The following is a 12,698-nucleotide window of genomic DNA, read 5'->3' as shown; positions in this document are numbered from 1 at the left end:
GTTGGGTGGCCGCTGCGTCGCGTCAGGCGCGCACGGCCGGATCGAGTGCGTCGATGAGTGCCGTGACCGAGTCGAACGCGCGGTCGGCATCGGGCAGCGGCGGCCGGCGCAGCATCACGACCGGCAGCCTGCGTTCGCGCGCGACGTCGAGCTTGGCCTCGGTGGCCGCGCCGCCGCTGTTCTTGCTGACGACGACGTCGATGCCCGCCAGCGCGAACAACGCGCGCTCGCCGTCGAGCGTGAACGGCCCGCGCGTGGCGACGACCTGCGCACGGGCGTTGCCGGGATGCGCATCGAGGCAGCGCACGAGCCAGAACTGGTGCGGCGGAATCGTGTCGAGATGCGCGAGCGGTTCGCGGCCGAGCGTGAACAGCGGGCGCCTGAATGGCGCGAGCGCGGCCTCGATGCCTGCCCAATCGTCGACCATGCGCCAGTCGTCGCCGGGTTGAGGCGTCCACGGTGCGCGGCGCAGCGCCCATAAAGGCACGCCCGTGTCGCGCGTCGCCGCCGCGGCGTTCGCGCTGATTCGCGCGGCATACGGATGGGTTGCGTCGATCACGAGGCCGATGCCCGCGTCGCGCAGATACGCGGTAAGCCCGGCTGCGCCGCCGAAACCGCCGACGCGCACGTCGCAGCGCAGATCGTCGGGCGTCTTGCCGAGTCCGGCGAGACTGTAGACATGATGCGGGCCGAGCGCGCGCGCGATTTTCAGCGCATCGCCGGTGCCGCCGAGCAGCAGGATGCGCGGGCTCATCGCGCCATCCCGACGCATCGCGCCATCCCGACGAAGCGGCCCTGCCGGTCGATCGCGAACATCTCGACCGCGACCGACGGCGGCACGATGTCGCGCGCCACCCGCAGCGCATGCACGCAGACGAGATCGCCGAGCGGCACGCCGTCGGCCTGCGCCAGTTTCAACGCTTCCTGGCTCGTGTTGGCCGCGCGCATCGCGGCCTGCAGCGCCTCGTTCGCGCCGGCTTCGGCCGCCCACTGCGCGAGCAGCGGCAGGTCGATGCTCGAATGGCGGCTGTGCAGGTCGAGATGGCCGGCCGCGAGTTTGCTCAGCTTGCCGAAGCCGCCGCACATCGACAGGCGCGCGACGGGCGCGCGCCGCAGGTGCTTGAGCACCGCGCCCGCGAAATCGCCCATCTCGATCAGCGCCATGTCGGGCAGGTGGTAGTGCGCGCGCATCGCGTTCTCGCTGGCGTTGCCCGTGCAGGCGGCGATATGCGCGATGCCGTTCGCCCGTGCGACGTCGATGCCCTGATGAATCGACGCGATATAGGCCGAACACGAGAACGGCCGCACGATGCCGGTCGTGCCGAGGATCGACAGCCCGCCGACGATGCCCAGGCGCGGGTTCATCGTCTTCAGCGCGAGCATCTCGCCGCCTTCGACGCCGATCGTCACGTCGAAGCCACCCGCGTAGCCGTGCTCGGCCGCAAGCGCCTCCAGATGCGAGGTCATCATCTGGCGCGGCACCGGATTGATCGCCGGTTCGCCGACCGGCAACGTCAGCCCCGCGCGCGTGACCGTGCCGACGCCCGGCCCGGCATGAAAGCGCACGCCGGGCGCCGCCGCGAGCGCGACGCGCGCGAAGATCAGCGCGCCATGCGTGACGTCCGGATCGTCGCCGGCATCCTTGATCGTGCCGGCTTCGGCGCCGTCGGCGGTCGTGCGGCAGAACTCGAGCCGCATCATCACGCGCTGCCCCTTCGGCAGCACGATCTCGACCGCGTCGTCCGCGTGACCCGCGAGCAGCAGCCGCGCGGCCGCGAGCGACGTCGCGGTCGCGCAGCTGCCGGTCGTGTAACCGAAGCGCAGCGGCGCGGGTTGTTCGGGGGTTTCGTCGCGCATCACGCGTCCGTTGCGTTCGACGAATTCGACGAGTCGGCCGTGTCGGTCGCGTCTGCCGTGTCGGGCTTGCGCACGTCGTACAGCGTGACCGGCAACGGCTGTCGCCACGTGTCGAAGCGGCCGAGCGGTTCGGCATGCGCGAACGACACGCGCGTGAGCGTGCCGCCATGCGCGTCGCGCCACGCGGCGAGCGCCATCTCGCCCTGCAGCGTGACCGCGTTCGCGACCAGCCGGCCGCCGGGCTTCAGCGAAGCCCAGCACGCGTCGAGCACGCCGGGCGCCGTCGCGCCGCCGCCGATGAAGATCGCGTCGGGCGCGGCGAGCCCCGCGAGCGCATCGGGCGCACGGCCCGCGACGAGTTGCAGGCCCGGCACGCCGAGCGTATCGCGGTTGTGTTCGATGAAGCGCTGCCGCTCCGCATGCGCTTCGATCGCGATGGCCTGGCAGGATGGATGCGCGCGCATCCATTCGATGCCGATCGAGCCGCTGCCGGCGCCGACGTCCCAGAGCAGTTCGCCGGGCGCGGGCGCGAGACGCCCGAGCGTCATCGCGCGCAGGTCGCGCTTGGTGAGCTGGCCGTCGTGGCGGTACGCGTCGTCGGGCAGGCCGGGCGTGAGCGCGCGGCGCGGTGCGTCGGGGTCCGCCCGGCAATCGAGCGCGACGAGGTTGAGCGCGGCGGTTTCGTCGACGTGCCAGTCTTGCGCGAGGCCATCGATCCGTCGCTCGAGCGGACCGCCGAGGTGTTCGAACACGCTGACGCGCGTCGGCCCGAAGCCGCGGGCGGCGAGTTCGGCCGCGACGGCGGCCGGCGTGCGGCCGTCGGCGCTCAGCACGAACAGGCGCCGGCCCGGCAGCAGATGGCGGGCCAGCGTCGCGAGCGGACGCCCGACGAGCGAAACCGCGCCGACGTCCTGCAGCGCCCAGCCGAGACGCGCCGCGGCGAGCGACAGCGACGACGGCGCGGGCAGTACGCGCCATTCGTCGGGAGAAAGCTGGCGGGCGAGCGTCGCGCCGACGCCGAACAGCATCGGGTCGCCACTCGCGAGCACGCACACGGGCGCGCCGCGGCGGGCGAGCAGCCCCGACAGGTCGAACGGCGACGGCCATGCTTCGCGCGTCGCCCGCAACCGCGCGGGCAGCATGTCGAGATGCCGGGTCGCGCCGACCACGTGCGTCGCGTCGAGCAGCGCGCGCCGCGCGTGGCGTCCGAGCCCCGCGTAACCGTCGTCGCCGATGCCCACTACCGTCAGCCACGCCGTCATGCACCCTTCCCCATCGTTCGATTCCATCGTGTCGCCGCGCGGCCGCGAAAGCGCCGGTGCAGCCGTCCGCATTGCGAAAAACGGCATGGTACCGTGTTCCACCCGGTGTTTCACCTGCCGGCCCGCCCGCATCCGATCGTTGCCCGACCGCTGCCCGCTTCGCCTGCCGCGAACGGCCGACCGGTCGCGAATCGCGGCCGAAATCGGGTATCCTACGGCCGTTCGTTCGCCGGTGCCCTTCGGGGCCGAAGAGGGAACACAGGGCGCCCCCCGCGCCGCTGTGGCTGCCCCCGCAACTGTAGACAGCGAGCCGAGCTCCCCCTCATGCCACTGGTTTCACCGGGAAGGCCGGGAGCCGGCGCCGACCTGTCAGCCAGGAGACCTGCCGGCCAGAAAGTGCGTGCGTGCCAGTCGGCGTCGGGCGGGGTGTACCGATGCGTTGGCCGCGGCGCCACACACTGTCCCGGTATCCCGTTGAATTCCGCCCCCGCTTCGATTCCTGCGTCGCCCGTCGTGCGCCCGTCGGCCTGCCCGGGGCTCGTGCGCGTGGTCGCGGCCGCCGACGGCGGGCTGTGCCGGATCAAGCTGCCGGGCGGCCGGCTCGACGCGCGCCAGGCGCGCGCGATCGCCGCCGCCGCGCGCCGGTACGGGTCTGGCGCGATCGATGCGACCAATCGCGCGAATCTCCAGTTGCGCGGCATTCGCGACGACGCGGCCGATGCGCTCGCGCACGCGTTGCTCGACGCGGGGCTCGGCCCGCGCGCAAGCGTCGGCAACGGCCCCGCCGATGCGGCCGCGCTCGCGGCGAGCGACGACGTCCGCAACGTGCTGCTCAGCCCGCTCGCCGGGCACGACCCGGGCGCGCTCGTCGATAGCCACGCACTCGCCGTGCCGCTGCTCGACATGCTGGCGAGCGAGCCGCGTCGCGGCGAACTGTCGCCGAAATTCTCGATCCAGCTCGACGGCGGCGAAGCAGTCGCGGCGCTCGATCATCCGCACGACATCTGGCTGGCCGCATGGCGTCGTGGCGACGGCGCGGTACGTCTCGCGGCGGGGCTGGCCGGCTGTCCGCCGGTTGCGTGCGGCGACCGGCCCGCTGCGGTCGACGTGTCGCCGGAACAGGGCCCCGCACTGGTGCGCGCGCTGCTGCTCGCGTTCCTCGATCTCGCGCCGGCCGACGTCACGCGGATGCGCGGGTTGCTGGCGACGTGCGACGAACGCACGCTGCTCGCGCGCGCCGCGCACTACCTGCCCTTCCCGCTCGCGGCCGATCCGGCGCTTGCCGACTGGCGGCGCACACGTACCGCCCCCGCCTTGCGTTTCGGCGCGGTTCCGTCGCGCGACGCGGCGCGCTGCAGCGTGGGCGCGCAATTCGCGCTCGGGCGGCTCGACGCGGCGCAACTGGAGCGGCTTGCCGCGCTGGCCGAGGCCGACGGCGACGGCACGCTGTCGATGACACCGTGGCAAGGCGTGTTCATGCACGGCGTGCCGAACGAACGCACGGCGGCGATGCGCGAAGCACTCGCGTCGCTCGGCCTCGTGTGCGCGGCGTCCGACCCGCTCGCGACACTCGTCGCCTGCACCGGCAGCGCCGGCTGCGCGAAAGCGCGCGCCGATACGAAACACGATGCGCTTGCGCTCGCCGCGCGCGTCGGCCATCCGCTCGACGTGCACCTGACCGGTTGCGAGCGCCACTGCGCGCTGCCGCATCCCGCCGCGCATACGCTCGTCGCGGTGGCGCCCGCGCACTACGACCTTTACCGGCGCGACGCGGCCGCGGGCCTCTGCGCCCCGCTCGCGCGCCATCTGACGATTGACCAGGCCGCGGTCCGACTCATGGACGCGCGGCACAGCCAGGACACCACCGATGCTTGACTACATTCGCGACGGGCAGGAAATCTACCGCCAGTCGTTCGCGACGATCCTGTGCGATGCGAGGATGGTCGCCGAAGGCATCACGCGTGCGCGGCTGCCGGCGGCCAACCGCGTGATCTGCACGCTCGGCGAGCCGGAGGTGCCCGACCTCGCGCGCGACCTCGGCAACACGCGCTCGGCCGCCGCGCTCGAACTGTGGCGCCCGCATCTCGCGGGCAGCGTCGTCGTAATCGGCAATGCGCCGACCGCGCTGTTCCACCTGCTCGACATGATCGACGCCGGTGCGCCGCGGCCCGCGCTGATCCTCGGTTTCCCGGTCGGCTTCATCGGCGCGGCCGAATCGAAGGCGCTGCTCGACGCCGACAGCCGCGGCGTGCCGTACGTCGCGCTGCTCGGCCGGCGCGGCGGCAGCGCGATGGCCGCCGCAGCGGTCAATGCGCTTGCAACGGAGGTCGAATGACGACTACGCGCGGACGGCTGTTCGGGGTCGGCGTCGGCCCCGGCGATCCCGAGCTGATGACGATCAAGGCGCTGCGCGTGCTGCAGGCGGCGCCGGTGGTCGCGTATTTCGTCGCGAAGGGCAAGAAAGGCAACGCGTACGGCATCGTCGAAGCGCACCTGCTCGACGGGCAGACGCAACTGCCGCTGGTCTACCCGGTGACGACCGAGGCGCTGCCGCCGCCGCTCTGCTACGAGACGTTGATCGCCGATTTTTACGACACCGCGGCCGAGATCGTCGCGGCGCACCTCGATGCGGGCCGCGACGTCGCAGTGATCTGCGAAGGCGATCCGTTCTTCTACGGCTCGTACATGTACCTGCACGATCGCCTCGCGCCGCGTTACGACACCGAGGTGATCCCCGGGGTGTGCGCGATGCTCGGCGGCACGGCCGTGCTCGGTCAGCCGCTCGTCTATCGCAACCAGAGCCTGTCGGTGCTGTCGGGCGTGCTGCCCGAGCATGAACTGCGCGAGCGGCTCGCGCGGGCCGACGCGGCCGTCGTGATGAAGCTCGGCCGCAATTTCGACAAGGTGCGGCGCGTGCTCGACGAACTCGGGCTCGCGAAGCGCGCGCGGTACGTCGAGCGCGCGACGATGGCGAACCAGCGCATCGTGCCGCTCGACGAGGTCGATCCGATGGCATCGCCGTATTTCTCGCTGCTCGTCGTGCCGGGGGAAAAATGGCAAGGATGACGACCCCGCCCGCGATCGTGATCCTCGGCGCGGGCGCGCTCGATACCGCACGACGCATCCAGGCGCGTTACCCGGGCGCCCGTGTGCACGGTCTCGCGTCGCGCGTCGACGCCGACGTGCCGTTCGACGAACTCGGCGCGCACCTGCGCGAACTCTATGCGCGCGGCCTGCCGATCGTCGCGCTGTGCGCGGCCGGCATCGTGATCCGCTGCCTCGCGCCCGCGCTCGCCGACAAGGGCGTCGAGCCGCCGGTGCTCGCGGTCGCGGAGGACGGCTCGGCCGTCGTGCCGCTGCTCGGCGGGCTGACCGGCGTCAACGTGATCGCGCGCGAAATCGCCGAATGCGTCGGCGTCGCGCCGGCGATCACGACGAGCGGCGAACTGCGCTTCGGCGCGTGCGTGCTCAATCCGCCGGAAGGCTATGCGCTCGCCGATCTCGCGCAGGGCAAGCGCTTCGTGTCCGACCTGCTCGCGGGCGCGTCGACGCGCGTCGACGGCGCGGCGCCGTGGCTCGACGACGTCGCGCTACCCCGTGATACCGCGGCCGCGCACGCGATTCGCGTGACGCCCGATGCGTGGCGCGGCGCGCGCGACGAGCTCGTGATTCATCCGCGCAGCGTGGTGGTCGGTGTTGCCGCGGATGCCGTGCATGCAGGCGAAGCGCTTGCCGCGCGCATCGAAGCCATGCTCGACGCACAGGGCCTCGCACGGCTGGCGCTCGCGGCCATCGTCGCGCCGGCGTCGGCGATCGGCGAACCCGCATTGGAAGAAGCGGCGAGCACGCTCGACGTGCCGCTGCGTTTCGTCGATGGCGATTTCGTCGATAGCGACCGCGACGCGCCCGCCGACGCCGCCACGCTGCTCGGCCGTGCACTGCGCGTCACCCACACGATGCGTGCGGCATCGCACGGTCTCGCGTGCGCGGTCGCATCGCAGCCGGTCGACCCCGCCACGCTCGGCCGCGCGCGCGGCCGCCTGACGGTGCTCGGTCTCGGCCCGGGCGGCGCCGCATGGCTCACGCCGGCCGCGCGCGCGGCGCTCGCGGACGCGACCGACATCCTCGGCTATACGACCTACATGAACATGGCCGGCCCGTTTCGGGCGGACCAGCGCGTGCACGGCACCGACAATCGCGAGGAAATGCAGCGCGCGCGCCATGCGTTCGAACTGGCGGCCGAGGGCCGGCGCGTCGCGGTCGTATCGTCGGGCGACCCCGGCGTCTTCGCGATGGCCGCGGCCGTGCTCGAAGCGCTCGACGAAGCGCGCGACCCGCAATGGGCCGCGGTCGACCTGCGCGTGGAGCCCGGCATCTCGGCGTCGCTCGCCACGGCCGCGCAGGCCGGCGCGCCGCTCGGCCACGATTTCTGCGCGATCTCGCTGTCGGACAACCTGAAGCCGTGGGACGTGATCGAGACGCGCCTGCAACACGCGGCGCAAGCCGATCTCGTGATGGCGTTCTACAACCCGATTTCGCGCGCGCGGCCGTGGCAGCTCGACCGTGCGCTCGACATCGTGCGCGCGCATCGCGCGGCCGACACGGTGGTCGTGCTCGGCCGCGACATCGGCCGGCCGGGCGCGACGCTTTCGACGACGACCCTCGGCGCGCTGCGCGGCGACCAGGTCGACATGCGCACGATGGTGATCGTCGGCTCGTCGACGACGCGGCGTTTCGCGATCGGCAACGCACGCGAATGGGTCTACACGCCGCGCTGGTATCGCTGAACGCCGCGGCGCGCGTATCGAATTCGGCGGTGCTCACGTGAATGCGCGATGCGCGCGAGCCGTCAATCGGCATGCCGGTGTATCACCGGCGCGTTGGAACCGGTCCATCCGCGCGCCATGGCGCGAGCAGCCGGAAAAAGTGCCCGCTCCGCGTTTCGCAACGCGACCGAATCGGCAAGATCGTTACGTATCGGGAATCGAATAACAAAAAGAAGTATCCCTAAATTCCCTATTCGACGCGAATACTCCAAGATAGGCACGCCGCCGACGGGACAGGTGCCTGCCCATCGGCGGCGATACGCAGGCCAGCGTATCCCTCTTCCACTTGGAGAACACAGAATGAACAACAATGTGTTGCCGCGTTTCGTTCCGCGTGCGTTTGCCGCGGGTTGTCTGCTCGCGATGGCGAGCGTGTCGCACGGTGCCGGCGTGTATGCACCCTATGTCGACGTGACGCTCTATCCGACACCGTTGGTCGACCAGATCGGCGTGCGCCAGGGCATCCAGCAGTTCACGCTCGCGTTCGTGGTCGCGGGCAACGGCTGCGTGCCGTCGTGGGGCGGCGTGCAGCCGATCGGCAACGGCGCGAGCGGCGGCCTGCTGACCGCACTGTCGACGTCGATCGCGAGCTACCGCGCGAAAGGCGGCGAAGTCGCCGTGTCGTTCGGCGGGGCGAACGGCACGCCGCTGATGCAGGCCTGCTCGACGGTTCCCGCGCTGAAGAGCGCGTACCAGACGGTGATCGACACGTACGGCCTCACGCATATCGACTTCGACATCGAGGGCGCGTCGCAGCAGGACACGGCGGCGGTCGCGCGCAACTTCCAGGCGGTCTCACAGTTGCAGGCCGACTACGCGGCGAAGGGCAAGCCGCTGCACGTGACGCTGACGCTGCCGACGATGCCGACCGGGCTCACGCAGGACGGCGTGAACGTCGTCAACGCGGCCATCGCGAACAAGACCACGTTCGATGCGGTCAACGTGATGGCGATGGATTACGGCCCCGCGAACATCGACATGGGCGCCGCCGCGATCAGCGCCGCGCAGGCGCTCTACTCGCAGCTCGACACGGCGTTCAAGTCGGCTGGCCAGCCGAAGACCAACGCGCAGCTGTGGCAGATGGTCGGCGTCACGCCGATGATCGGCGTGAACGACGTGCAAGGCGAAACGTTCACGCTCGCGAATGCGCAGACCGTGCTGAACGCGGCAATCGCGAACGGCTACGGTTTCTTCGGCAACTGGTCGGTCGGCCGTGATCAGGCGTGCCCGTCCGGCGGCACGTATGCGTCGCCGACCTGCTCGGGCGTCGCGCAGCAGCCGTACGCGTTCGCGGCGATCTTCAAGAAGCTCGACGGCAAGTGGGGCGCGGGCGTCACGCAGGACCCGAACTACGGCGGCGGCTCGGACAGCGGCACGCCGCAGCCGGGCGCACCGTGGGCGGCCGGCCAGGTCTATACGGCCGGCGCGACGGTCACCTACCAGGGCACGACGTATCAGGCGCAGTGGTGGACGCAGGGCGACGTGCCCGGCCAGGCGGCCGTGTGGAAGCCGATCGGCGGCGGCACGCCCGCATGGTCGGCGACGACCGCCTACCAGGGCGGCACGTGCGTGACGTACCAGGGTGCGAAGTATTGCGCGAAATGGTGGACGCAGGGCGACAACCCGAGCGCGGGCGGCGTGTGGGTGAAGTCGTGACGTTGCGACGCGCTCGCGCGTGACGCGCGGCGGGCCGTTTCCGGCGTGGCAGGACCAAACGCCGGGGCGGCCCGCTGCCGACGCCGGCGCGCGCCGTTGCCCTACCCGCGCGCGTGCTCGGCCAGCAGCCGTGCCTTCGCGTCGACGAGCAGCGCCGCGTGCTTGTCGCGATGCTGGCGAATCCGCTCGGTCGGCCCGACGACCGACAGCCCGTACCAGTCGCCGTCGAGCGTCAGCGCCACCGCGAGCGCCGACAGCTCGGGCGCGCTCTCGCCGAAGTTCTCGGCCCAGCCGAGTTCGCGAAACCGCGCGGTCTGCGCGACGAGCGCCGCGAGGTCGGCCACCGTCGCATCGGTGAAGCGTTCGAACGGCAGTTGCGCACCGAGCGCCTGCTGCGCCTCGCTCGCGAGTTCCGCGAAGATCGCCTTGCCGATCGAGTTCGCGTGCAGCGGGCGCAGCTCGCCCGGCTGGCGCGTATAGCGGATCGCCTGCTCCGATTCGACGACGTCGAGATACGTGACCGACACACCCTGGATCTTGCCGAGCACGGCGGTTTCGCGGCTCGCGTCGCGCAGCGCGACGAGGTGCGGATGCACGATGTCGACGACCGGATCGGTCGCGTCGATCGCGGCGGCCACCGTCTGCAGGCGCCGCGTCGGGTAGTAGCCGCCGCGCTTGCGCACTTCGTACAGGTAGCCGCGGCTCACGAGCGTGCGCGCCATCGCGAGGCAGCTCGACGCCGGCACGTCGAGCAGGCGCGCGAGTTCGGTGAGCGGCAGCGGCCGCCGTTCGGCGGCGAACAGCTCGAACAGGTCGAGCGTGCGGGCAACGAGTTTGACGTCCATGACAAGCGCTTGATTCGGAACGGGAAACCGCGCGCCGGGCGGGCCGCCGGGTCGCTACGGTCAGTACGACTTCGGCAGCCCGAGCACCTTCTCCGCGATGTAGCACAGGATCAGTTGCGGACTCACGGGCGCGAGCCTCGGAATCATACACTCGCGCAGATAGCGCTCGACATGATATTCCTTCGCGTACCCCATCCCGCCGTGCGTCGCGATCGCCGTCTGGCAGGCCTGGAACGCGGCTTCCGCGCCGAGGTATTTCGCCGCGTTCGCCTCCGCGCCGCACGATTGGCCCGCGTCGTAGCGCGTCGCGGCCTTCATCACCATCAGCCACGCGGCCTCGAGCTGCATCCACGCCTGCGCGAGCGGATGCTGGATCGACTGGTTTTGCCCGATCGGCCGGCCGAACACCACGCGCTCGCACGCATACTGCGTCGCGCGGCGCAGCGCGACCTGCCCGAGCCCGATCGCCTCCGCGGCGATCAGGATGCGTTCCGGGTTCAGCCCGTGCAGCAGATAGCGGAAGCCGTCGCCTTCGTTGCCGATCAGGTCGTCGCGCGACACGCGCAGGTTGTCGATGAACAGCATGTTCGAATCGACCGCCTTGCGGCCCATCTTCTCGATCTCGCGCACCTCGACGCGTGAACGGTCGAGGTCGGTATAGAACAGGCTCAGCCCGTCGGTCGGCTTCGCGACCTGGTCGAGCGGCGTCGTGCGCGCGATGATCAGCATCTTGTTCGCCACCTGCGCGGTCGAGATCCAGATCTTGCGCCCGCTCAGCACGTAGTGATCGCCGTCGCGGCGCGCCTGCGTGGTCAGGTGCGTGGTGTCGAGCCCGGCGTCGGGTTCCGTCACCGCGAAGCACGCCTTGTCGCGCCCGGCGATCAGCGGCGGCAGGAAGCGCGCCTTCTGCGCGTCGTTGCCGAACACCTGCACCGGATTCAACCCGAAGATGTTCATGTGGACGGCCGACGCGCCGGACAAGCCGGCGCCCGACGCGCTGATCGTGCGCATCATCAGCGCCGCCTCGGTCATCCCGAGCCCGGCGCCGCCGTAGGCCGGGTCCATCGCGATGCCGAGCCAGCCGGCCTCGGCGAGCGCCGCGTGGAAGTCGGCCGGAAATCCGCCTGCGCGATCGCGTTCGAGCCAGTAGTCGTCGCCGAAGCGCTCGCAGATTTTCTCGATCGCGCTTTCGATCGCGCGCTGGTCGTCGGTCAGGTCGAACTGCATGGACTGCTCTCCCGAAAAAGCGTGAACGGCCGCGCCGCTCACAATGGAAACACGCTCGTCGCGACCGCGGCGAAGACCATCAGCACGGTGGCGGCGAACAGGAACGGAATCGTGAATTTCTGGTGCTCGGCGAGTTCGACGCCGGTCAGCCCGACGATCAGGAACGTCGCGGGCGTGAGCGGGCTCACCGGAAAACCGGTCGTCATCTGGCCGAGCAGCGCGGCCTGCGCCATCTGGATCGGCGGCACGCCGAGCAGCTTGCCGCTCTCCGCGAGCACCGGCAGCACGCCGAAGTAGAACGAATCGGGATCGAACAGCAGACTCAGCGGCATCGACAGCAGCCCGAGCACGAACGGCATATGGCGCGCATGCTCGACCGGCACGTGCGCGACGACGACCTCGGCCATCGCCTTCAGCATCCCGGTGCCGGACATGATGCCGGTGAACGCGCCGGCCGCGAGCAGCACGCTCGCCATCATCAGCGCGGCCTTCGCATGCGCGTCGATCCGTTCGCGCTGCGCCTGCACGTCCGGGTAATTGATCACGAGCGCGGCGACCGTGCCGAGCATGAACATGACCATCGGGTCGACGATGCCGGACACCAGCGTGACGAGCACGACGAGCGTGAGCGCGACGTTGATCCCGAAGCGGCCCGGCCGACGCAACGCGCGTTCGGCGTCGGTCAGCTCGCGCGGCGCGATCGCGAGCGCGGCCGCGCCGGCGCGGTCGAGCCCGAGCCGTTTCGCCTCGCGCACGCCAAGCACCCAGGCGGTGCCGAACACGAACGCGAGCCCGACGATCTGCACCGGAATCATCGGCGTGAAGATCGCCGAGCCGGGAATGTGCAGCGCCGCCGACGCGCGCAGCATCGGCCCGACCCATGGCAGGAAGTTGACGCCGGCCGCCATCGACGCGACGCACGCGAGAATGCGGCGATCCATTCCGAGCCGCGTATAGAGCGGCATCATCGACGGCAGCGTGACGAGAAACGTGACGGCGCCCGAGCCGTCGAGATGGATCAGCAG

11 protein-coding genes and 1 riboswitch are annotated in these 12,698 nt (G+C 71.0%); of the genes, 5 read left to right on the top strand and 6 right to left on the bottom strand.

Annotated elements, in window-relative coordinates; all coding sequences use genetic code 11:
• Positions 1 to 22 precede the first annotated feature (22 nt).
• The 3 genes from H3O04_RS09055 to cbiE are packed head-to-tail and all read right to left on the bottom strand — an operon-like array spanning position 23 to position 3,119.
• Positions 23 to 754 carry a cobalt-precorrin-6A reductase gene (locus tag H3O04_RS09055; protein ID WP_124478095.1) on the bottom strand — a complete coding sequence of 244 codons (732 nt, stop codon included), beginning with the start codon at positions 752 to 754 and terminating at the stop codon, positions 23 to 25.
• A complete protein-coding gene (locus H3O04_RS09050) occupies positions 751 to 1,857 on the bottom strand; it encodes a cobalt-precorrin-5B (C(1))-methyltransferase (RefSeq protein ID WP_202587526.1) in 1,107 nt (368 codons plus the stop codon). The genes H3O04_RS09055 and H3O04_RS09050 overlap by 4 nt, the downstream gene beginning before the upstream one ends.
• Complete coding sequence (gene cbiE, locus H3O04_RS09045; RefSeq protein WP_202587539.1) at positions 1,857 to 3,119, bottom strand: precorrin-6y C5,15-methyltransferase (decarboxylating) subunit CbiE; 1,263 nt, start codon at positions 3,117 to 3,119, stop codon at positions 1,857 to 1,859. Before cbiE ends, H3O04_RS09050 begins: the two co-directional genes overlap by 1 nt.
• Positions 3,120 to 3,332: 213 nt before the next feature.
• Positions 3,333 to 3,523: riboswitch (cobalamin riboswitch) on the top strand.
• A gap of 70 nt (positions 3,524 to 3,593) precedes the next feature.
• Here cbiE and cobG point away from each other — a divergent pair.
• The 5 genes from cobG (at position 3,594) to H3O04_RS09020 (ending at position 9,601) form a co-directional block, all read left to right on the top strand.
• Positions 3,594 to 4,994, top strand: coding sequence for a precorrin-3B synthase (cobG, locus tag H3O04_RS09040; RefSeq protein WP_202587525.1), 1,401 nt, complete (start codon positions 3,594 to 3,596; stop codon positions 4,992 to 4,994).
• The gene (locus tag H3O04_RS09035; protein ID WP_202587524.1) at positions 4,987 to 5,454 is read left to right on the top strand and encodes a precorrin-8X methylmutase; all 468 of its coding nucleotides are present in this window, start codon (positions 4,987 to 4,989) and stop codon (positions 5,452 to 5,454) included. Before cobG ends, H3O04_RS09035 begins: the two co-directional genes overlap by 8 nt.
• Positions 5,451 to 6,185 carry a precorrin-2 C(20)-methyltransferase gene (locus H3O04_RS09030; protein ID WP_202587523.1) on the top strand — a complete coding sequence of 245 codons (735 nt, stop codon included), beginning with the start codon at positions 5,451 to 5,453 and terminating at the stop codon, positions 6,183 to 6,185. The genes H3O04_RS09035 and H3O04_RS09030 overlap by 4 nt, the downstream gene beginning before the upstream one ends.
• Entirely contained in the window at positions 6,182 to 7,906 is a 1,725-nt protein-coding gene (gene cobJ / locus H3O04_RS09025) for a precorrin-3B C(17)-methyltransferase (protein ID WP_202587522.1), read from the top strand. The genes H3O04_RS09030 and cobJ overlap by 4 nt, the downstream gene beginning before the upstream one ends.
• A gap of 339 nt (positions 7,907 to 8,245) precedes the next feature.
• Positions 8,246 to 9,601: a chitinase gene (locus tag H3O04_RS09020; RefSeq protein WP_202587521.1), complete on the top strand. Its 1,356-nt coding sequence runs from the start codon at positions 8,246 to 8,248 to the stop codon at positions 9,599 to 9,601.
• Between the two features lie 101 nt (positions 9,602 to 9,702).
• Here the strand turns inward: H3O04_RS09020 and H3O04_RS09015 are convergent, their stop codons facing one another.
• From H3O04_RS09015 to H3O04_RS09005, 3 genes are all read right to left on the bottom strand, one after another.
• Positions 9,703 to 10,446: an IclR family transcriptional regulator gene (locus tag H3O04_RS09015; RefSeq protein WP_200160652.1), complete on the bottom strand. Its 744-nt coding sequence runs from the start codon at positions 10,444 to 10,446 to the stop codon at positions 9,703 to 9,705.
• Between the two features lie 60 nt (positions 10,447 to 10,506).
• The gene (locus H3O04_RS09010; protein WP_202587520.1) at positions 10,507 to 11,673 is read right to left on the bottom strand and encodes an acyl-CoA dehydrogenase family protein; all 1,167 of its coding nucleotides are present in this window, start codon (positions 11,671 to 11,673) and stop codon (positions 10,507 to 10,509) included.
• A gap of 38 nt (positions 11,674 to 11,711) precedes the next feature.
• Positions 11,712 to 12,698: citrate:proton symporter (locus H3O04_RS09005; protein ID WP_202587519.1), on the bottom strand; the 987-nt coding region annotated here is incomplete at its 5' end.

It is taken from the genome of Burkholderia sp. KCJ3K979, from assembly GCF_016759955.1.
Taxonomy (GTDB): domain Bacteria; phylum Pseudomonadota; class Gammaproteobacteria; order Burkholderiales; family Burkholderiaceae; genus Burkholderia; species Burkholderia orbicola.
Note: the sequence above shows the minus strand (reverse complement) of the source record. Positions and strands in the feature narration are given on the sequence as shown.